Source organism: Sinimarinibacterium arenosum, from assembly GCF_005047655.1.
In the GTDB taxonomy this organism is placed as follows: Bacteria; Pseudomonadota; Gammaproteobacteria; order Nevskiales; family Nevskiaceae; genus Solimonas.
This window is the reverse complement of record NZ_SUKF01000006.1, coordinates 1-20,714: the sequence shown is the minus strand read 5'-3', so window position 1 is coordinate 20,714 and position 20,714 is coordinate 1. Positions and strand designations below refer to the sequence as shown.

General features: G+C 64.2%; 15 protein-coding genes and 1 tRNA gene. 6 read left to right on the top strand and 10 right to left on the bottom strand.

All coding sequences use genetic code 11. From position 1 onward, the window contains the following. The 8 genes from E4T66_RS12890 to E4T66_RS12855 form a co-directional block, all read right to left on the bottom strand. The gene (locus E4T66_RS12890; RefSeq protein WP_136849467.1) at positions 1–459 is read right to left on the bottom strand and encodes a cyclic nucleotide-binding domain-containing protein; all 459 of its coding nucleotides are present in this window, start codon (positions 457–459) and stop codon (positions 1–3) included. After that, the gene (locus E4T66_RS12885; RefSeq protein WP_136849466.1) at positions 456–1,610 is read right to left on the bottom strand and encodes a 4Fe-4S dicluster domain-containing protein; all 1,155 of its coding nucleotides are present in this window, start codon (positions 1,608–1,610) and stop codon (positions 456–458) included. Before E4T66_RS12885 ends, E4T66_RS12890 begins: the two co-directional genes overlap by 4 nt. Positions 1,611–1,727: 117 nt before the next feature. Beyond that, positions 1,728–4,787 (bottom strand): efflux RND transporter permease subunit, encoded by a 3,060-nt coding sequence (locus E4T66_RS12880; RefSeq protein ID WP_136849465.1) that lies wholly within the window; start codon positions 4,785–4,787, stop codon positions 1,728–1,730. Between the two features lie 16 nt (positions 4,788–4,803). Then, positions 4,804–5,844, bottom strand: a complete 1,041-nt coding sequence (locus tag E4T66_RS12875; RefSeq protein ID WP_136849464.1) for an efflux RND transporter periplasmic adaptor subunit — start codon at positions 5,842–5,844, stop codon at positions 4,804–4,806. 4 nt (positions 5,845–5,848) lie between these two features. Further along, the gene (locus tag E4T66_RS12870) at positions 5,849–7,276 is read right to left on the bottom strand and encodes a TolC family protein (protein ID WP_169577613.1); all 1,428 of its coding nucleotides are present in this window, start codon (positions 7,274–7,276) and stop codon (positions 5,849–5,851) included. 16 nt (positions 7,277–7,292) lie between these two features. Further along, entirely contained in the window at positions 7,293–7,961 is a 669-nt protein-coding gene (locus E4T66_RS12865) for a TetR/AcrR family transcriptional regulator (RefSeq protein WP_248679683.1), read from the bottom strand. 105 nt (positions 7,962–8,066) lie between these two features. After that, positions 8,067–9,308, bottom strand: coding sequence for an esterase/lipase family protein (locus E4T66_RS12860; RefSeq protein WP_136849461.1), 1,242 nt, complete (start codon positions 9,306–9,308; stop codon positions 8,067–8,069). A 38-nt stretch (positions 9,309–9,346) separates the two neighbouring features. Continuing rightward, the gene (locus E4T66_RS12855) at positions 9,347–10,411 is read right to left on the bottom strand and encodes a fatty acid desaturase (protein WP_136849460.1); all 1,065 of its coding nucleotides are present in this window, start codon (positions 10,409–10,411) and stop codon (positions 9,347–9,349) included. A 90-nt stretch (positions 10,412–10,501) separates the two neighbouring features. Between E4T66_RS12855 and E4T66_RS12850 the strand changes: the two genes are divergently transcribed. Then, on the top strand, positions 10,502–11,521 hold the full coding sequence (locus E4T66_RS12850; protein WP_136849459.1) for an AraC family transcriptional regulator: 1,020 nt from the start codon (positions 10,502–10,504) through the stop codon (positions 11,519–11,521). Between the two features lie 67 nt (positions 11,522–11,588). Here E4T66_RS12850 and E4T66_RS12845 read toward each other — a convergent pair whose 3' ends face one another. Further along, a complete protein-coding gene (locus tag E4T66_RS12845; protein WP_136849458.1) occupies positions 11,589–12,530 on the bottom strand; it encodes an alpha/beta fold hydrolase in 942 nt (313 codons plus the stop codon). A gap of 5 nt (positions 12,531–12,535) precedes the next feature. After that, a complete protein-coding gene (gene tesB, locus E4T66_RS12840; protein ID WP_136849457.1) occupies positions 12,536–13,450 on the bottom strand; it encodes an acyl-CoA thioesterase II in 915 nt (304 codons plus the stop codon). A 126-nt stretch (positions 13,451–13,576) separates the two neighbouring features. Here tesB and E4T66_RS12835 point away from each other — a divergent pair, with 126 nt between their 5' ends. From E4T66_RS12835 to E4T66_RS12815, 5 genes are all read left to right on the top strand, one after another. Continuing rightward, entirely contained in the window at positions 13,577–13,831 is a 255-nt protein-coding gene (locus E4T66_RS12835; RefSeq protein ID WP_136849456.1) for a YkgJ family cysteine cluster protein, read from the top strand. A 66-nt stretch (positions 13,832–13,897) separates the two neighbouring features. Beyond that, positions 13,898–13,973, top strand: a tRNA-Thr gene (locus E4T66_RS12830). A 650-nt stretch (positions 13,974–14,623) separates the two neighbouring features. Next, the gene (locus tag E4T66_RS12825) at positions 14,624–17,317 is read left to right on the top strand and encodes a TonB-dependent receptor plug domain-containing protein (protein ID WP_169577612.1); all 2,694 of its coding nucleotides are present in this window, start codon (positions 14,624–14,626) and stop codon (positions 17,315–17,317) included. A gap of 88 nt (positions 17,318–17,405) precedes the next feature. Further along, positions 17,406–18,395: a class I SAM-dependent methyltransferase gene (locus E4T66_RS12820; protein ID WP_136849454.1), complete on the top strand. Its 990-nt coding sequence runs from the start codon at positions 17,406–17,408 to the stop codon at positions 18,393–18,395. A gap of 15 nt (positions 18,396–18,410) precedes the next feature. Next, positions 18,411–20,204: a tetratricopeptide repeat-containing sulfotransferase family protein gene (locus tag E4T66_RS12815; protein ID WP_136849453.1), complete on the top strand. Its 1,794-nt coding sequence runs from the start codon at positions 18,411–18,413 to the stop codon at positions 20,202–20,204. Positions 20,205–20,714 lie beyond the last annotated feature (510 nt).

The following is a 20,714-nucleotide window of genomic DNA, read 5'->3' as shown; positions in this document are numbered from 1 at the left end:
TCAGGGCTTGCCGTAGACGTCGAGCAGTTGCAGCCGCGTCGCGTGCAGGCGCTGACTCAGGATCGGCACGAAGCGCTTCATCATCGCGTAGCCGAATCCGGAGTCGGCATCGCATTTGCGGCGCAGGCAGGCCGCGTCGATACCGATCGCGCGGGTCAGTTCGACCGCGCGGGCGTCAAAGGTCCAGCGGTACGGCGGCACCAGCCAGGACGCGCCGACGATCTCGCCTTCACCCAGGGTTGAAAACACGATCGGCGCCTTGCCGGGCACGTTGATCTCCAGCGCCACCTTGCCGTGACGGATCAGATAGAACTCGTCGGCTGCAGCGCCCTCGCGCAGGAGATACTCGCCGGCATCGAAGCGCAGATTGCGCGCGCATCCGACCAGCAGTTGAACGTACTCCGGTTCACAGCCACCCAGAAAGGCATGGCTCTGCAGGATCTGCTCAAGGTCTTTCATGGCGTGGCTCCCGGTGTGGGCGGCGTGTCGGCGCAGATTGCTGTGGCCTCAGCGGCGATATCGATGCCGACCGGGCACCAGGCAATGCAGCGACCACAGCCGACGCAGCCTGATGAACCGAACTGGTCGACCCAGCTCGACAGCTTGTGCGTCATCCATTGCCGATAACGTGCGCCGGTGCTCTGGCGCACGCTGCCGCCATGGATGTAGCTGAATTCCATTGTGAAGCACGAGTCCCATTTGCGAACGCGCTCGGCCTGTGCGCCGCTGAGATCGGTGTGGTCTTCAACCGTGGTGCAGAAACAGGTCGGGCAGACCATCGTGCAATTGCCGCAGCTGAGGCAGCGATCGGCGACCTCGGTCCAGCGCGGGTGCTCGGCACGGTCCCGCAGGCGCTCGCGAAAGACCGAGCTGTCGATGGTTCGTCCCATCCGACGCTCGGCCTGCGCGATCACGGCGTCGGCGGCGTCCAGGTCTGCGCGGGTCGCTTCGGCGGCAGCGAGCGAGTCCAGCAGTTCGGCGCCTGCGGGGCTGCCGACCTCGACCAGAAAATCATGCCGCTCGGCGTCGAGCAGTTCGGTCAGCGCAAGGTCAAAGGCGCCGCGTGCTTTCGGTCCCGACTGCATCGAGCTGCAGAAGCAGGTGCTGGCTGGTTGCGCGCAATGGACTGCGACGATCAGGGCATTGTCTCGGCGCGCGGCGTAGGCGGTATCGCGGAAACGGTCGTGCTGGAACACGCGGTCCTGGATCGCGATCGCCTGCAGCTCACAGGCGCGAACACCGAGGAAGGCGTATTTCTCAGTCGGCGATGGCGCGGCACTGAAATCGAAGCCGTCAGCGCTACTGCGTGCGGTCCATAGCGTTTCCATTGGCGGGTGCAGGTAACGCTTCCATGAATGCGGTCCGACGGCGAAGCCGAACAGCGCATCGTCGTCGCGTCGCTGCAGACGGTAGCGTCCGGGTGCCTGCTCGTCGGTCCAGCCGGCCGGCAGCTCTGCCGTGGTGCTGAGTTGATCGTAGACGATCGCGCCGTCGCGGACGGTGGGGCCGATCACGGCGTAGCCCCGCGCGATCAGTGCGTCGATCAGCGCCTGCAACGCCACGCGGGTGATGCGTGCCGCAGCTCGCGGGGTCTCTGTGTCAGAGCGCATGGCCGATACGACGGTCCTGAACGGTTAAGGCTTGCCTGAGACGCAATCTAGCAAAGCCCAGCAACCCTCAAGATGACACAGCTCAATCCGCGGCGTCTGAGGTCGTGCGGATCAGGGTTACGGATCAATCGGTGGTTCAGTGGCTTTCAGGGTTGGCGGCACGAGTTTGTACATCACCGGGGTGACCAGCCGGCCGATCAGCGTCGAGGTGATCAGGCCGCCGATGATGACCCACGCCATCGGCGAATACAGTGCCGACTGCTGCAGCGCCAGCGGCATCAGGCCGCCGATCGCGGTCACCGAAGTCAGCAGGATCGGCAGGAAGCGGATCTCGCCGGCCTCGGCGATCGCCTCGTCCAGCGGCTTGCCCTGCTGCCGCAGCTGATTGGTGAAGTCCACCAGCAGGATCGAGTTCTTGATCTCGATGCCGGTCAGTGCGATGAATCCGATCATTGCGGTGAAGCTGAGCACGCCGCCGGTCGCCATCAGCATCAGGATGCCGCCCATGACCCCCAGCGGCACCACGGTGGCAACGATCAGAGTCGACTTGAAGCTGCCGAACTCCAGCACCAGCACGGCGAGAATGCCGAATACGGCGACGAGGATCGCGGTGCCGAAGCCAGCAAAGCTGTCCTGGCGGCTTTCGACTTCACCGGCGGCGACGTAGCGATAACCGTCTGGCCAGTCGAGCGTCGCCAGCTGCTCCAGCACGCGGTTGGTGACGCGTTCGGTGTTGTAACCGGTTTCGGTATAGGCGGTCAGCAGCACCGCGCGCTCGCGATCGCGGCGGTAGATCATCGTCGGCGATTCGGTCAGTTGTACGCGCGTGAGCTGGTCCAGCGGCACCTGCGCGCCGCCGGCGGTGCCGACGTGCAAGCCCTGCAGCGCGTCGAGACTGGCGCGACCGCTCAGCGGTGCGCGCAGCACAATCGGGTAGCTGTCGCCATCGGTCTCGCGGAACTCGCCGGCGTCGAGCCCGGCGACGGCCAGGCGTACGGTCTGGTCCAGCTCCAGCGGACTGACGCCCAGCAGGCCGGCCTTGGTGGTGTCGACGTTCAGCGCCAGATCGATGCGCGAACGGCGCTGCGGGTTGCTGACGTCGCGGGTGCCGGGTGTTGCCTGCATCAACTGCTCGACCTCTCCGGCCAGATGGCGCAGCACGCCCAGGTCCGGACCGATGATGCGGATCGCGATCGGGGCTTCCAGCGGCGGACCGTTCTCGAATTCCTTGAGCACGATTTCGGCCCCGGGAATCGTATCCAGTTCGCTGCGGATGCGGTCCAGCAGCTTGCGCGTCGCATCGCCCTGGAAGGATTTGAGCTGCACGAACAGGTCGGCGACGTTGGCGGCGTATTCCTTCTGGAACACGTTGTAGTAGATCTGCGGATTGCCGCGGCCGAGGTTGGACATCACATGCTCGACTTCCGGGTGCGTGCTCAGCACCGCTTCGGTTTCACGCAGAATCGTGTCAGTGGCGTCGATACTGCTGCCATTGGGCAGCGTCACGCGGATCATGAACTGCGCGGTATCGGCCTTGGGGAACATGCCGACGCCGATGATGGGAATCAGCGAGAAGCTGGCGACGACCGCCAGGGTCGACAGCAGCACTGTGGTCTTGGGGCGTGCCAGCGCACGCTGCAGCAGCGGCGAGTAGATCGTGTGGATCAGGTGCATCAGGCCGCGCAGGAAGCGGTTGCCTTCAGCAGCTTCCTCGCGCGGCAGTATCCGCGAGGCCAGGAACGGGATGATCGTCAGTGCCACGAACAGCGACGCGGCGACGGTGAACACGACCGAGGCGGGCAGGGAGCGGATGAACTTGCCGGCGTTGCCCGGCAGCTCCAGCAGCGGCAGGAACGCAAACAGCAGGGTTGCGGTGCAGCCGAGCACCGCCAGCGAGATCTGCCGGGTCGCCAGGATCGCCGCCTGATCCCGCCCGTAGCCGAGGCGCAGATGGCGCGCGATGTTTTCGGTGACGACGATCGAGTCGTCGACCAGCAGACCGAGCGCGACGACGAAGCCGGCGATCGACAGCTGGTTCAGCGAGAAGCCGGTGAAATACAGGGCGGCGAGACCACTCATCAACGACAGCGGGATCGACACCATGACGATGCCGGCGGCGCGCAGGCCCAGCGGCAGCAGCGTGATCGAGACCAGAACGATTGCGATCAGGAAGTCGGCGCTGAGGCGGTCCAGGCGCTTGGCGACATTCTTGGACTGATCGAAGGCCTGGACCAGCTTCACGTCCGCCGGCAGCGACGGCTTGAACGCGCCGATGACCTGCTGGATCGCCGCAATCGTGACGAAGATGTTTTCGCCGGTCTTCTGGTTTGCGGTGACCCAGACCGCGCGATGGCCGTCGAGGCGCGCGGTGTAGTCGAGTGGACCATGATCCCATTCCACGCGTGCGACATCGCGCACCCGCACCAGCGCATCGCCGGTGCCGCCGATGACAGTGTCGAGCACTTCGTCGATCGAACGATAGCTGCCGGTGGTCTTCAGGTTGAAGCGGCGCGCGCCGAGTTCGACCGCGCCGCCGGGAACGTTGGTATTGCGGCCGGCGATCGATTGCAGCACCTGCGGCGTGCGCAGGTTCAGCTCGGCCATCCGCGACAGATTCAGCTCGACCCGCAGCTCGCGTTGCGGATACGCCCAGGTTTCGGTCTCGCGGATGCCGGGAATGCGTTCGATGCGATCCTTGAGATCTTCTGCAGTGTCTTCCAGCGTGCGCCACGACGCCGAGTCGGACACCAGTGCAATCTGCACGATGTTGACGTTGCCGGGATTGATCTTGTGCACCTTCAGATCGGCCAGGCCGTCCGGAAAGCTGCGCTCGATCGCGGCGAGTTCGCGCGTGACCTCGTCGTACTTCTTGTCGACGTCGACGTCGCCTTCGAATTCGATGCGGACGATGCCCAGCGAGTCGTCCGAGGTCGAGGTCATATCCTTGACGTCGTCGAGCGTGTTCATCGCATCCTCGATCGGCTCGACGATCTGACGTTCGATCTCGATCGGGTCCGCGCCCGGATAGACCGCGACGATCTGGAACGCCGAGATCGGAAAGTGCGGGTCTTCGGTGCGCGGAATGTTCAGCCACGATGAGACGCCGACCGCGATCATCAGCAGGAACACGACGATCATGAACGGGACGTTGCGTACCGCGAATTCGGAAATGCGCATGGCCGGCGGTCCGCGCTCAGTCGACGACGCGTACGGCGTCGCCGTCGCGCAGGTAGGCGGCGCCTGTGGTCACCACCTGGCTGCCCGGCGGCAGCGTGGTATCGAGGACGGCGTGGGTGTCGGTGACGAAGCGCACCGGGACCTTGCGCTCGGTGACGTGCTGCGTTGCGGGGTCGTAGAGGAACAGCGTGGTGGCCCGGGCGTCGCCCTCGACCAGCGCCGACAGCGGCACATAGTCGGCTGTGGCGTCGCCGCCGATCCGGATCTGCACGCGACCGATCAGGCCGCTGGCCAGCGTGGCGCCGTCGGGGTCGACTTCGAGTTCGACCGGGAAGGTACCGGTGCGCGGATCCGCTGCGCCGCCGAGTTCGCGGACGCGGCCCTCGAATACGCGATCGGGATAGGCGTCGAAGCGAACCTGCGCGGTGTCGCCATCGTGCAATTGCACGAAGCCGCGGTCGGAGACGCCGGCCTTGAGGACCCATCCGCTGTCACCGCGGCTGACCTGCAACACTGGCTGGCCCGCGGCGACCAGTTCGCGCGGTTCGGCCAGGCGCCGCAGGACGATGCCGTCGCCGGGCGCGGTGATATCGGCGTAACGACGGTTGAACTGCGCAGCCTTGAGTTGGGCGCGCGCCACCGCTTCGGCGGTGCCCAGATCGTCGAGCTGCTCGCGCGTGATCACTGCATCGGCGAACAGCTGGCGACCGCGTTCGAGGTCGCGCAGGGCCTTGGCGTGCGCCTCGCGGGCCTGGGATTGCGCGGCGTCGACTTCTGCCGCCTCCAGCGTGGCGAGGCGCTGTCCGGCGCTGACGCGGTCACCGGCGCGTACCGCGATGTCGGAAATGATGCCGCCGACCTTGAAGGCCAGGCGCGCTTCGTCCAGCGGCGCCAGCAATCCGGTCGCCTGCACCGGCGCCTGCGCCGGGCCGTGTTCGACCGCGGCCACGCGCACCGGTTGCGCGGGGCTGGGTGCTTCCGGCGCGGGGGCTGCGTGATCGGCGCCGCAGGCGCCCAGCAGTGGCAGAAGGAGCAGGGTGGTTCGGATCAGGTGCATGGGTTCACTCCGTCGCCGTGCCGGTGGCGCGGTGGTCGTTCAGCCGCGCGGGCAGGGCATAGCTGGCGGTGGCCAGTTCCAGTTCTGCCGCGCGGTCCTGCGCGGTGCAGCGCGCCACCGCGAGATTCAGCCGGGCCTCGGTCAGTGCACGCTCGGCATCGAGAAATTCAACCTGTGACAGGCTCGCCACGGCGCGCTTGCGCTCGGCGATGCGAAACACTTCCTCGGCGGCCACGACGCGCGCCTGCGCAGCGTCGATCGCACGTGTGGCCGTGGCCAGATCGTCGGCGGCACTGCGGCGCGCCAGATCGAGCCGGCGCTCGGCGTCGATGCGTTGTGCGCGCAGTTGCTCGGCGTCGGCGCGGGCGCGGCGGCGGTCGTCGCCACGGGCGCCGAAATCCCACAGGTTCCAGCTCAGCACCAGCGAGGCGGTGCCGAAGTCGTCGTCGCGGCCGAAGCCGTAATCCTCGCCCTGGACGCCGTAGTCCGCAGCCAGGGCCACGGTCGGCAATTTCGATGCGCCAGCGGCCCGCGCGGCGGCGTCTGCAGCGTCGATCGAGTGATCGATCTGACGCAGTTCCGGGCGGGTCTGTGGGCGGGTCTGTGATTTGGGCTGGGCGAGCGTCGGCGCGCTGAGCTGCTCCGGAGACGGGACTTCGACGGGCGTCTCCGTGGTCTGCCCGCGCAGCAGGTTCAGCAGGCGCCGCGCGCGCGCGGCCTGGTCGCGTGCGGCGTCGAGCCGCTGCACGATGGCGAGGCGCTCGGCTTCGGCGCGCAGCACGCGGTCGCGCGTGGCCTTGCCGGCGCGCACCAGCGCTTCGGACACACGCACGTTCTCGGCCAGCAGGCGCTCGCTGGATTCCAGAATTTCGACCGCAGCCTGTGCCTGCGCGGCGCCGTAGTAGGCGCGCTTGAGCTCCCGCACCAGCACGCGGGCGAATGCCTCGCGTTCGGCAAGGCCGGCGCCGAGCAGCGCGTGCTGGGCATCGGCCTGCGCCCACAGTTGCGGTGCGAACAACGGTGCGGTCAGCGACAGCTTGGTTTCCTGTTCCTTCCGGCGCAGCAGCGCGATCGACTGGTTGTCGATCTGCGGAAACTGCGGCGCCTCGCCGTGCTCCTCGAGGTAACGGTTGAGCGTGGCGTAGACGCCGTTGAGCAGATCGCCGGCCGGGAAGTCGATCGTCCGTCCGCCTTCGGCACGGGTGTAGCGCGCATTCAGTGACAGGCTCGGCAGGCGCTGGGCGTCAGCGCTGTCGGCGGCGTAGCCGCGGCTGGCGACCGCCTGATCCTGCGCCTGCAGGGCGGGGTTTTCGGTCAGCGCCTGATCCAGGTAGCGGGCGAGCAGCACGTCGTCCGCACCTGCGACCGACGGCAGCGCTACAGACAGCATCACCAGGACTGCAGCGCGGGAACGGGTTCGAATAAATGTCATGGCGGGCATCGGCGATTCAGGCGTCGGACGGGGCGCGGGTGCCAGCGACAGGTCGCAGACCGCGCATGACCAGGTCGATCGCATAGTCGGTGTACTGCGTCGGCGGAATCCCGACCTGTTCCAGAAAGTGCTGCTTGTTGTGCGCGATCTGGATCAGGCCATGGACGAAGGCCCACAGACTCAGTGCGGCAGACAGCGGTTGCTCCAGATCCGCACGGATACTGCCGTCGCGCATGCCGATCTGCAGGCACTCCACGGTCACGGCGTGCACGGCACTGCCGGCTTCGAAGACGGCGAGCTCGGTTGAACTCGGCTCCAGTGTGTCGAACGGGTGACTTTCGAACCGCGAGAGCACGGCGAAGTAGACCGGAAAATCCTTCGCGAACTGGATATAGGTGTGACCCAGCGATGCGACCTTGGCGTATCCGGTGGCGTGTCGGGCCGCGCTGTCGACGAAATGCTGGCGCAGCGCGCGCAGTGCGCGCACGCAGATCGCCAGATCCAGTTCCTGCTTGTTCTTGAAGTACAGGTAGACCAGTGCGCGCGAGACGCGCGCGACCTTGGCGACCTCTTCCATGCGTGCCGAATCGAAATCCGAGGTCGCAAGGACCTGCTCGGCCGCGTCGATGATGGCTTCCCGACGCTGCTCCTTCTCCTCGTGCCGACGTTGTTGACTGCGTTCCATGGGCGGTGACTCTGACATAGTGTCAGAAACTAGACAAGTGTCTAATTCTGACCTCGAAAGAAGCCCGGCCTGGCAGTTGCCGCGACCGGGCGTCGCCCGAAGAGGTCAGTGCAGCTGGAGGGCGTCGAGCAGGTGGGCGTAGACCAGCGGGTGATTCAGCAGGCGCATGTGGCTCATGCGGAACAGCGTCGCGGTATCGGCGTCGGCCAGATGGTGGGCCTTGGCGCTGGGCAGCAATACCAGTCCGTCTCCGATGACCTGGCTGACCGGGTCCGTCTCGCTGCCGCCCAGGGTGCTGCCGATGAAGTGGTAACGCGCCTGCGGCAGGCGCGCGATGCGGGCCGGCAGTTCGGCGGTCTCCCCGGCAGCCAGCGCGTGGCGGTCGCGCGGGTGGACGCTGCCGTGGCGCAGGTCGCGGATGCCGACCGAGCGCACATCGAGTACGCGCGCCAGGGGACGCGACAGACTGAAGCGGTGCAGCAGCGGAATGCCGGCGTGGACCAGTTTTTCCAGGGGCGCGCCCAGGTGCGGCGAGCCGAGACAGATCACCTGCTGCACCTTGTCGGCCCAGGGTGCGTGACGGGCGTGGCCTTCGGCGGCTGCGGCGCGGACTACCAGCCCGCCCATGCTGTGCCCGATCAGGGTGATGCGTTCGATCGGCACCGGCCACTGCGCGTTCAGTCGCTGCAGCTGGCGCGCCAGCGCGCGGCCGTTGTCGGCGATGCGTTGCCCGCTGTTGTAGCGCAGATACAGGGTGCTGGCTTCGAGATCCGCTTCGAGTCGTTCACCGTAGGGGCGGCTCTGCTCATCGCCCTCACGGACATACAGCCGCCAGCTGTTTTCGTTGCAGCAGAGACCATGTGCAAACACGACGACGTGGGATCGGGCCTGGGGATACGCGGCGGCCAGGGCGTCGCGCTGCAGCGGCAGCGGGGCGCCGCGATGACGAAAGCCGAGGCGCGGCGTCAGCGGATTGCGACTGCGCGCCATGTGGTCACCGACGAGTCCGCTGGCGGCCGAGACCAGATCGTCCCGCACGCGATGCGGAACCGCGGCGCGCCGGGTCACCAGCGGCTCACTTTCGCGCATGACGACCGCGGCGGTCTGGAATACGGCTTTGCCGACGAGGCGGACCGCGGTGTAGACCCCGTCGGTGACGGTATCGTGGACCACGCGTGTGGTCGCAGCGCCTGCGTTCACCGCGGGGATGGGCGCGAGGCTCCTGAACGGAATATCCGAGATCGCACGGTGGAACTCATGGACGCGGGAGGTGATTTCGTCGAATCCCTCGCCGGCCAGCTGCACGGTGCCGCGCCACTGCTGCCATTCGCTGCCATGCTTCTTCATGCGGTGTACTCAGTCACGAATTGAAGTGTCGACGCGGTTCATGCGGCAACGGTTTGTGTAGAAACCTCTGGCTCAGCCTGCCAGCGATTGGCGCGGGCAAAGCTGGCCACGTCGTTAAAGCGTACGCCCATCTCGCGCATCACGCGATGGGCGGCCGGAGCGGTCCATTGGCGGATGTAGAACGGCTCCTTGACCACGAAGTGGTGGATCGCATGGGTCGAACCGAAGTTGAAGCAGAACAGCTGCGCCGGCCACAGCCACCAGGGATTGAGCACCTGGGTCTGCTGGATAACGTTGCCATCCTCGATGTCACCGTAGTAGTGCATGTTGGAGCTGACGAAATGCAGGCAGAAGCTGCGTAGGACATTGGGCGCGATCCAGACCACGACCAGAAGATCAATCAGCGGCAGTGCCTGCAGCAGTCCGGCTGACCAGGCGATCGGACTGCCGTTCAGCGCGGCAATGGCGTTGGCGCCGTGAACGCCGAGGAAGGTGTACCACAGTCCCCAATGCAGCCAGCCCAGCGGGAAGTAGGCGGCCAGACCGCCCAGCAGCAGAAACGCGCGACGCTTCCAGCTGTGCGCCTGCGGCAGGCGGAACAGGATTGCGGCGCTGGCATCCGCCAGCATCAGCAGCCGGCGCAGGCCCCAGCGCTGGCCATTGGTGATGCCCTGTTCCTCGATGTCATGCTCGGTGCCGGAATGCTTGTGGTGGCGGAAGTGCAGGCGGCGGCGGATCCAGGGATTGATCGTGCTCGGGCGCGCCAGCCACACCAGCGTCATCATCGTGTGATGCCAGAACGGCTGCTTGCGGAAGTACATCCAGTGAATCAGGTCGTGCTCCAGCTCGTGCGTGAACGAGGCAAACACCGCAACCAGCGGGATGCACAGCCACCACGCGATCAGACCCTGCGCATACAGCGCGGCAGTGCCGATCATGCCGGCGAGCGAAATCAGCAGGATGCCCATGCCGATCGCGTCCTGGTGCAGCAGCCATGGGTGGCGCTGCCGCAGCTGCACACCGGCGGCGGTGACGACGGCCTTGATCTGCGCGGTTTTCGCCTCGTCGCTGGCGGGGATGGTGGGTGCTGTTCCCTGATTCACTGCGGACTCCGATGGAATGGCATTCGATCTGCGGTAAGTTACGGGGGTGGCGCCAGAAAAACCCGACAACAGCCGCCAAGCATTTGACCGATGACGACACACACCGCGACCGCGCTGACCAGTTGGGCCCGCACGATCCGGCGCAGTCTGGAGGCTGCGCAGGTGGACGCCGCGGCACTGTTTGCACGGGCGGGCCTGGATCTTGCGGCGCTGGATGATCCCAATGCGCGCTATCCGGTTGCGGCAACGGCACGGCTGTGGCGGCTGGCGGTGGACGCGACCGGTGACGACGCCTTCGGCTTGACGGTGGCGCGCAATGTCGGTGCGACGACCTTTCACGCGCTGGGGTATGCGCTGAGCGCCAGCACCACTTTGCGCGAGACGTTCGAGCGCGTGCTGCGCTATTTCCGCGTCGTGAGCGACGGCGCTGATCTGGAGTTCGCGGCGCATGAGCGCGGCTATCGATTCGCCATCCGGGTGCCGGAGGGTGAGGCGGCGCCGGCTGACGAATCCATCGATGCCTTCATGGCGCTGATGGTGCGCCTGTGCCGCGGTCTTTACCGACGCGAGTTCAATCCGAGCCTGGTGCGGCTGCGCCGCGCCGCGCCGCGCAATCGGGCAGCCTTTGAGAAGCTGTTCCGCGCGCCGCTGCAGTTCGAGGCGGACGAGAACGCCGTGTATTTCGATGCCGCCGCGTTCGAGCGCCCGCTCGAGGGCGCCAACCCGGAGCTGGCCCGGCACAATGATGAGATCGTGCAGCGTTATCTGGCGCGTCTGCAGCGCGATGATCTGGTGACGCGTGTGAGAACGGCGTTGACCACGCTGATGCCGCGGGGTGAGGCGCGTGCGGATCATGTGGCCCGGCAACTGCATCTGTCCGAGCGCAGCCTGCAGCGGCGCCTGGCAGAGCTGGACGTGAGCTTCAGCGATCTGTTGCGGGATACCCGGCAGCAACTGGCCGAAAGTTACCTGCGTGATCCGCAGATGAGCATCGGCGAAATTGCCTATCTGCTCGGGTTTTCAGATGCCAGCAGTTTCACTCGGGCGTTCCGGCAATGGACGGGTGCCGCGCCGCGTGAATTCCGTGCGTCGCCAGCGGCATCGCCGTGACAGGCAATCCGGCAGCACAGCGCACAGCCAGCTTCAGAGCCGCGCATAGGGCGGCGTCTCAAGCAGGTTAAGGAGTGGCAGCAAGCGACGTTCGAAAGTCCAGGTAGTCGGCGGCGGCCTGCTTGGGTTTTTCCAGCATCGGCAGGTGACCGGTATCGGGCATCACGATCAGCTGTGAGTCCTTGAGTGCTCGCTGCAGGATGTAGGCGCCGCTGACGTCCAGTACCTGATCCTGCTGGCCCCAGACGATCAGTGACGGCGCAGTGATGTGCGTGGCGATTTGCTCCAGGGGTTCGTCCTTGACGATCTGTTCAAAGATTTCGGTATGCAGTTTGGCGTCCTGGGCCGCTCGAACACCGAGTACGCGCTTGATGCTGTACGGCATGTACGGCGGATCGGCCATGACCAGATTGATGATGCGCTCGAAGTCGTCCGGAGACTGCGCAATCAGTGGCGACACGCCAGTGACGGTATAGGCTTTCTGCATCGGGCTGGGGTCAGCGCCACGAACACCGCCGGGTGCCAGCAGCCAAAGACTGAGGGTCTGCAACGGATAGCGAGCGGCATAGTCGGCGATGATCCAGCCTCCCATCGAACTGCCGCCGAAGTGGGCGGTGTTAATGCCCAGCGCGGCAACGAAGCGGTGCACACGTTCGCTTTGGTCAGGAATGTGAAAGCTTGAGGCAACCGGACGGCTGCTTTCGCCAAATCCAGGAAGATCCGGAATGATGACGCGGTAATGCGAGGTCAGTCCGCGAGCGACGCGAGTGAAGTTGTCCTTGTCGGCGCCAAAGCCGTGAATCAGCACCAAGGGCTCGCCGCTGCCGCCCTCCAGATAGACGACCTCAAGGCCATCAACCATGACGCTCTTGCGTTCCAGCTTGGATAGGGCGTGCTCCAGCTCCGCCGCGAGCTGGGCGCTTTCCTGAGGCGCAAGGTGGTCAAATGCAGTAAAGCCGCCGCCCACCAGCAGCGTCAGGACAAGGGCAACAGAAAGCAGTCTGCGCATGGGGATTAGTGGTCGTCTGAATCGGAAGGGGTGTCACCGGAGGCCGGTAGTGTCATGTCGACGCAGCGCATCAGGCTTTCCTGCGCCACACTGGCGACCAGACGCCCTGAGCGGTCAAATATCTGCCCGCGGGACAAGCCGCGCCCACCTTGCGACGTGGGGGAGTCCATGCTGTAGAGCAGCCAGTCGTCCACACGCAGATCACGATGGAACCACAAGGCGTGGTCAATGCTGGCAACCTTCATGTCGTCCGCAAACCAGGATTTTCCATGGGGACGCAGGGCTGTCGACAGCAGATTGAAGTCTGAGGCGTAGGCCAGGACGCAGCGATGCAGGCCAGGGTCATCCGGCAGTTTGCCGGCAGCGCGGAACCAGATGTTCTGCTGTGGGGGGCGCACTGTCGGGGCTAGCGGGTTCCACGGGTCGACCGGCTTGAACTCGATTGCCATCTCGCGCGTCAATGCGTGGAAGATTCGATCTGGTGCGTCGGGGGCGGCATGCAGCCATTCATCGTGCAGATCGCGCGAGCTCGCCAGCTTTTCCGGCGGCGTAACCTCCGGCATCTGAGGCTGATGTTCCAGACCCGCCTCGGCGCGCTGGAACGAGACAATCATGGTCAGAATCGGATGGCCGTGCTGAACTGCCTGGATCCGGCGGGTGGTGAAGGTGCGGCCGTCACGAACACGGTCGACCTCGTAGACGATCGGGTGATTCATGTCTCCCGGTCGCAGAAAATATGCGTGCAGCGAATGCGGGCACGCTTTCTCGACCGTGCGACCGGCAGCAACCAGGGCTTGACCGATGACCTGTCCGCCGAAAACGCTTTTGCCTCCCAAATCACGGGATTGGCCGCGAAACAGATTGACCTCGAGCGTCTCGAGGTCGAGCAGGCTGACCAGATCCTTCAAAATACGATTCATGCCAATCAAATTCTCAAAAGCCGGGGGGATGGGCTGCGCAAGACCCACAAGGCTAAACGAATCCGGGCGGTCAGGTCACGGCTGTCGTGACACGGCAGGATTCTGCGCGCGTTCGGAGTCTGGCCTGTGATTTGCCGGTCGGGATGCGGTGCCTGCTGCATCGCGCCCTCGATTTCGTCCCCAATGCCGGGCATGCCCGAAGGCAAGCCTGCCGGGATCCGCTGTGTCCACCTGAACGCCGATTTTCAATGCGAACTGTTCGGTGATCCCCGACGCCCGAAAGTCTGCGGAGACCTGCAGCCCCGCGTATCCATGTGTGGCGACACGCGAGAGCAGGCGATGAGATACTTGGACTGGCTCGAGCGTTCAACGTCGCCGTAGCTGTCAGACGGGTTGTGGTCCGGGCATTGCCCCATCTCCTTGTGGGTCGGCTACAATCGCGGCCGCGCCGGCATAGCTCAGTTGGTAGAGCACCTGATTTGTAATCAGGGGGTCCCGAGTTCGAACCTTGGTGCCGGCACCAAATCACCCTCCGTCTTTCCGAGACGGTGCATGCTTGATTGCCCCCGCGAATGCGTCAAACCTCGCAAGGCTGGGCCGAGCTTTTTGTCAGCCCCTGGTTAGCATTGCAGTTGCGATGGATTGCAACTGCAATGCTTGCCCGGCAAGGGGCAAACGCTACGAATCATTCTGACCGGCGTCCAGCTGCGGCGTCTGTTCTGGAAGGACAGACCTTGGGTTGCGCCATGACTTCGCGTTCAGACACTTTCGCTGTCTGAATCCGCCTGCTCCTGCTCGGTCGACAGGTATGACGTCGCAGCACAATCGGCCCTGCCTGCCTTGATGCCGATTGGCAGATGCCTATTCTTTGCGTCGAGCTGATGTTTTCGATTTTTCACTCCCAAGACTAATGATCTGAGCAATTCGACCTTAGTCGAAGACGTGAGAGCGAATGCTGACAAACATGGGTATTTTCCCCAGGCATTTCTGCAGCCTTTCCTGCTGCGCTGCACAAATGCTGATAGGGGGTTTCACCCAATTTGTTACAAATTGTTGACGTCGCTCGCAGGCGAGGTCTAGGCTCGAAAAGTCGTTTAGTTCAGGGATGCCGTGCGCATGAATCCTTCCGGTTTCGTGCGGGCGGGCCATTTAAGTTCTCATGGGAGTGAACTGATGGAAATTTCGTCGAAGCGCAAGCGGTCAGGGGATGTGTTCCTCCGCACCGCGATCGCGGCCGTCGTTGCGAGCAGCTTTTCGTCTGGCGCTGTGTTTGCACAGGAAGAAGCGAAGGAAGGGGACAGCGCCAAGCTGGACACCATTGAGGTCACTGGTTCGCGCTTGACGCGAGCCAACGTCGAGGGGGCGCTTCCGGTTTCCGTCATCGACCGCGCAGACATCGAAGCCAGCGGCTTCACCTCGGTTGGCGAGCTGTTGCGCAACACGGTGTTCAACTCGGCCGGTGCGTTTCGCGCGCAATCGGGCAGCTCTGCCCAGTCGCTGGTTGCGGTTGATCTGCGTGGCCTCGGCTCCGAGCGTACGCTGGTGCTGATCGACGGACGTCGTGCACCGAAAGCGCCATTCGCGCCGACGGCGCAGGATCTCAATGCTGTGCCGATCGCTGCCGTCGAGCGCATCGAAGTGCTGAAGGACGGCGCCTCGGCTATCTACGGCGCCGACGCCATTGGCGGCGTCATCAATATCATTACGCGCAAGGATTTTCAGGGCGTAGAGATCAGCGGCCAGAAGCAGACGACTGCGCGGACGGGCGGTGACGTCGAGCAGAGCTCGATCACGATCGGCATCAACGGCGAGAAGGGCAACCTGGTGATGGGTGCGTCCTACTTCACGCGCGACATCATCTTCGCGCGTGACAGCCTGTACAACACTCCGGGTGCGAGCTTCTTCTCGAACAACCTCATCATTCTGCGCGATGCCAATCGTGACGGTGTGTTCGATCCGACCGATGCGGCTTCCGGCGACGAATACGTGTACGCGGCCGTGCCGGGTGGCTGTCCGAATACGGATCCCGCCTACTACATCACCCCTTCAGGTCTGTGCGGCTACGATTTCACGCTAGTGTCTGCTGACGAAGCCGGGACTGCGAATCAGGGCTTGTTTGCCAAGGGCACCTATGAGATTTCCGATACCTGGGGCGTGACGGTCAATGCCAGCATCAATCGTGCGAAGTCATTCGGGCGCTATGCACCGCCGCTGAACGACACTGCACTGACGATCCCGGCTGACAATCCGTTCTATCAGAACGAGGACATCGTTCCTCTATTTGGCGCCAATAACGGTCAGGTCGGCATCCCGGACGAAGAACTTTACGCGACCTACCTCTACCATCGATTCGCCTCGATCGGAACCCGCGATACGAGCACTGACGCCAATGTCTATGACATTAGCGGTGTCTTCTCGGGCAGCCTCTTTGGTTTCGCCGACGCGACCATCGGTGCGCGCTACAACGAGTACAAGTACTACGAGTTCGGACGCTTCTTCCTGCTGCGGCCGACCGCGCAAGCGGGCCTCGACGATGGCAGCTACGACTTCCGCGATCCGAACGCGACGCCCGATGCCGCGGCGGCATTCAAGGCCACCACTGCGCGTGAGTCGACATGGGTAACACGCGAAGCCTTCGCCGATGTGCAGCGTTCGATGTTTGCGCTGCCGGGTGGCGATGCCAGGCTCCTGTTGGGCTGGGAATACCGTGAGGAGGATTACTCGGACCTCTACGACGCGGCGTCGGAGGCTGGCCAGATCGGCGGCTCGGCCGGCAACTCGTCCGGCCTGGAACGGCGTGTGCGCGCTTACTTCGGCGAGGCGCTGTTCCCCGTACTCGACAACTTGGAGTTCACTGCCGCACTTCGCTACGACAACTACTCCGATTTCGGCACGGCTACTTCGCCAAAGCTGAGTGTGCGTTATCAGCCAATCGCGCCGTTAACGCTTCGGGCGTCCTGGAGTGAGGGCTTCCGCGCGCCGACTCTGGACATTCTGAGCGCGAAGCCGGCTTTCTCAGCTGAGTCCATCACCAACGACCAGCCGAGTTGCGAAATCGGCGGATATATCTGGGACGCGACGCGGAATACCTGCTTCAATGCAGATGGCGACGTTCAGTCGGTGCAGATCAATGCCACGTCGATTTCCAATCCGGATCTGGACGCTGAGGATTCTACGCAGTACTCGGTGGGCTTCGCCTACGATGTGGCCAAGTGGTTCGACTTCTCGCTGGACTACTACAACATCAAGATCGATGGCGTCATCGATCAGTTCACGCCGCAGGAGATTCTTGACGCGATTCGCGTGGGTGATCCGGTGCCGTCGGCCTTCGTCATCACGCGCGGTCCGACCGGTCGCATCACCGATTTCATCTTCGGCTTTGCGAACAATGGCACGCTCGAAACCAGTGGCCTCGATCTGGAGGCGAATTTCCGTTACAACCTCGGCAACCTCGGCAACATCACTTCGCAGCTGCGTTATGTCTACCTGCTGGATTACACCCAGAACAACGGGCGTGACCTGGTTGGCGATCCGGGTATTCCGGACACTCGTGCGCAAGGTACGACCGAGTGGAAGATTTCCGACTTCTCGGTGGGCTGGAACTTCAACATCATCGGCGATCAAGCCGAGACGGTGGACTCGAACGGCGAACGCACCGGCAAGACTCCGACCTATGTGACGCATGACTTCCAGCTGACGTATTCAACGCCTTGGAATGGCATGCTCACGGTTGGTGCAATCAACGCCTTTGATAAGGAGCCGGATGCGCGATCGGCGGGTGCGGACCCGAACGGCCGCAATTTCAACTATTACCTCTACGATCAGTACGGTCGGCAGCCATACATCCGCTACACCCAGCGGTTCTGATTGCGGGGAGTTGGTTTGACGGGGGCCCCTGCGGGGGCCCCTCTTTTTTCAGGCGGTCAGTTCATTCAGACGGATTTCCAGGGTTCCCATGCGTGAGCAGGAAGCAGGGTGCGTGCAGGACGCCTCCGCGCGTGCGCAGGCATGGACTCGGTACTGGGCGAGTGGTGCGCGCCACTCGTGTACAGGTTCTTTCGACGATCACTACGGGACGGCGACTCAGGCGTTCTGGCGCGCGCAGTTTCTCGCGATTAATGCAAAGGAACGTGTACTGGAGCTGGGCTGCGGCAACGGCTCGCTGATCCGCCTGCTGAACGATGCCGATCGCAAGTGCTGGCCGGCACGAATCGATGGCGTCGACCTTGCTCGGCTCGACGCGGGATGGCTTGACCTACTGCAGCCGGACTTGCGCACACGTGTGCAGGTGCACCCGAACACGTCGGCAGCTGCGCTGCCGGTTGCCGATGGCGAGATCAATTGGCTGTTCAGCCAGTTTGCGCTGGAATACTTCGCGTCCGAGCCAGTGTGGCGGGAATTGGCGCGCGTGGCGGCGCCGTCCGCGACGATCGCAGCGATCATGCATCATCGTGGCTCGCACTTATTCCGGCTAGCGCAGGTGGAGCACGCACACTGTGACTGGCTGCTGGCGTCCGGTGGGCCGCTCGATCACGCGAAACGGATGCTGCCACTGCTCGCTGGGGGTAGTGAGGCGCGCCAGGGGGGCAAAGCACTGCGCATGCGTACCGAATTCAACGCGGTGTTTGCGGCTCTGGGCGAGCGGGCGGTTGAACTCGGGTTTGGCGATGTGCTGCACGAGACCGCTGAGAAGGTGATGCGGATTCTGTCCGTGGCGGAGACTCGCGGCGAATCTGAGAGTGCCTCAGCGCTCGACGAGCTGATGTGCAGTGTTCAGGGCAATCGCCTCAGAGTCGCGGAGCTGGCCGCCCATGCGCTGGACGACGATGCTCTTGAGGGGTGGGCGCAACGGCTGCGCTCGATGGGTTTTGCCGATATCGAAATTGGCGAAGTCATCGAGCACGGCCATTTAGTAGGCTGGCGCCTTTGTGCGCGCCGACGCTAGAGGAGCAGTAACGAGATGAGTGAGACCAGCGTGATTGAGCATCGCGAGCGCCTGCAGAAGGCCTTTGACGAACTCGGAGCCGGGCGGCTGGACGTGGCGCGGCGCGAGTTTATGGCGCTCTGCCTCCAGCCGGCATGCAGCGTCGACGCCTATCGCGGCCTGGCAGCGGTGAGCTGGCGTGCGGGCCAGCCGTCTTCTTCCGTCGAGTTTCTGCGCCAGGCGGTCACGATCGACCCTCAGCACCCGGATGCGCGCGCCGACCTCGCGCTGATGCTGTTGATGGCGGGCAGGCTTGCAGACGCGCTGCCAGAGTGGGAGAAAGTCGCCGAGATGCGTCCTGACGACGCCGACGTTTGGCACAACCTCGGCAAGCTGCTGGGGGATCTGGGCCAGCCAGCGCGGGCGAGTGCGGCGTTCGAGCGTTCGCTGGCGCTAAAGCCGGGGCGTGTGCCGACGCTGGTAGCTTATGCTCGCATGCTGGCGAACAGCGGTGACGAGGATGCGGCCGAAGCGATGTGGCTGCGCATCATCGGATTGCAGCCGCAGGCGGCAGACAGCTACCAGGGGCTGGCGGAACTGCAGTTCGCTCGCGGCCAGCTGGCGCAATCTCTTGCGACTTACAGGCGCGGCTGTGAAGCCGTACCCGACTCGCCCGAGATGCACATGGGGCGCGCGCAGCTGCTTGAGGACCTTGGCGATCGCGTGGAAGCCGAAGCGGCGTTCCGTCAGGTGCTGGCTCTGCGACCGGACTGGCCGCTGGCGCTTGAGGCGCTGTTGACGCTGATCCAGGGCAAGGCCGAGGACGCGCTGATCACGCGCGCACGATCCATCGTTACGGATTCCCGACGGCCACCGCCGGACCGGGCAAACGTCGGATTCGGACTGGGCAAGGCGCTCGATGCCAGGGGCGATACCGAGGATGCATTCGCCATCTGGCAGCTCGCCAATGCCGCGCGGCGAGCACAGGTCGGACCCTATGACCACGCGCTGCTGATGGATCGTATCGACCGCACCATTGGCGCCTACACTCCAGAGCGGATTGCCAGCCTGTCCGGACTCGGCGATCCGGACGAGCGGCCGGTGTTCGTTCTGGGCATGCCGCGCAGTGGCACGTCGCTGGTTGAGCAGATCATCGCTGCACATCCGGACGCCGTTGGCTACGGGGAGCTCAAGGACATCTCGCGTCTTGCGCGCGGCATGCCGACACGTGCTGGCTCAATCCAACGCTGGCCGGAGGCACTGTCTGCGGTCGGCGCAACCGAGCTCAAGGCCGCGGCCGCCGACTACCTGGCAGCGCTGCGCCGGCGTGATTCGTCAGCGAGCCGTCGCTGCGTCGACAAGGCGCCGCTGAACTTCTATCACGTCGGACTTATCGCGCTGATGTTTCCGAACGCGCGCATCGTGTGGTGCCGCCGTGATCCGCGCGACATCTGCGTATCAATTTACGCGGAGAACTTTGCGCTCGAGCAGCGCTGGGCGAACGATCTCGCCGATCTCGGGCGCTTCTATCGACAGCATCTGCGACTGATGCGGCACTGGCAGACCTTGTTGCCGGGGCGTCTCCACGAATGTGTTTACGAAGATCTGGTCGCTGATCCGGAATCCCGAGCGCGGGCGTTGATCGACGCGATCGGCCTCCCATGGAACGACGCGTGTCTGCGCTTCCACGAGCAGGATCGGGCCGTGCTGACGCCGAGCCGTTGGCAGGTCCGACAGCCGATGTACTCAAAGTCTGTCGCTCGCTGGAAGCGCTACGAACGCTGGATCGCGCCGCTGGTCGAGGCCCTTGGCGACGAGGTGCAGGCATGAGCGAAAGGACACGACGCGTCGTATCGAGATCGGGCCGGCTTTGCAGGGCGTGTTCGCACACGCAGAACATCTTGATCTCCTTTGGAGCTTCACGAGGTGTTGCGTACGCTGTTCTCGGACTGATAGCGCGAGGGTGAGCGGTATCGCAACAGCGATCCGACAATGAACATCTGTCCTGCTTTCATCGAATGCCGCTTTGACTTGTTCCAGTGGTGTGACGCCCCCCATTTACCTTCTGCGAAGATTGAAGTCTCCATGGGCCATGGCATCGCTCAGCTGTTGTCTGTCGGCTGGGTGGTAGGTGCAGTTTTCGTCATGGGTGATGCGTCAAGGAATGCCTTATCAGGAAAGGGCGAGTGCATCACTCTTCCATCCAGTTCCTGGGCGGGGTTCTACCCCGTGATCTCGGACGGGTTGGAAAGAGCTGAAAACTTCTGATCCTGCTTGGCGACTCTACGCCGCATTCTGGGGTTGTGGAATCGCTCGATGTAGTTGAACAGATCGGCCTTG

Excerpts from the sequence above, each read along its gene's own strand:
- E4T66_RS12890 (WP_136849467.1), bottom strand. The coding sequence starts at position 459 with ATGAAAGACCTTGAGCAGATCCTGCAGAGCCATGCCTTTCTGGGTGGC.
- E4T66_RS12885 (WP_136849466.1), bottom strand. The coding sequence starts at position 1,610 with ATGCGCTCTGACACAGAGACCCCGCGAGCTGCGGCACGCATCACCCGC.
- E4T66_RS12880 (WP_136849465.1), bottom strand. The coding sequence starts at position 4,787 with ATGCGCATTTCCGAATTCGCGGTACGCAACGTCCCGTTCATGATCGTC.
- E4T66_RS12875 (WP_136849464.1), bottom strand. The coding sequence starts at position 5,844 with ATGCACCTGATCCGAACCACCCTGCTCCTTCTGCCACTGCTGGGCGCC.
- E4T66_RS12870 (WP_169577613.1), bottom strand. The coding sequence starts at position 7,276 with ATGACATTTATTCGAACCCGTTCCCGCGCTGCAGTCCTGGTGATGCTG.
- E4T66_RS12865 (WP_248679683.1), bottom strand. The coding sequence starts at position 7,961 with ATGGAACGCAGTCAACAACGTCGGCACGAGGAGAAGGAGCAGCGTCGG.
- E4T66_RS12860 (WP_136849461.1), bottom strand. The coding sequence starts at position 9,308 with ATGAAGAAGCATGGCAGCGAATGGCAGCAGTGGCGCGGCACCGTGCAG.
- E4T66_RS12850 (WP_136849459.1), top strand. The coding sequence starts at position 10,502 with ATGACGACACACACCGCGACCGCGCTGACCAGTTGGGCCCGCACGATC.
- E4T66_RS12845 (WP_136849458.1), bottom strand. The coding sequence starts at position 12,530 with ATGCGCAGACTGCTTTCTGTTGCCCTTGTCCTGACGCTGCTGGTGGGC.
- tesB (WP_136849457.1), bottom strand. The coding sequence starts at position 13,450 with ATGAATCGTATTTTGAAGGATCTGGTCAGCCTGCTCGACCTCGAGACG.
- E4T66_RS12825 (WP_169577612.1), top strand. The coding sequence starts at position 14,624 with ATGGAAATTTCGTCGAAGCGCAAGCGGTCAGGGGATGTGTTCCTCCGC.
- E4T66_RS12820 (WP_136849454.1), top strand. The coding sequence starts at position 17,406 with ATGCGTGAGCAGGAAGCAGGGTGCGTGCAGGACGCCTCCGCGCGTGCG.
- E4T66_RS12815 (WP_136849453.1), top strand. The coding sequence starts at position 18,411 with ATGAGTGAGACCAGCGTGATTGAGCATCGCGAGCGCCTGCAGAAGGCC.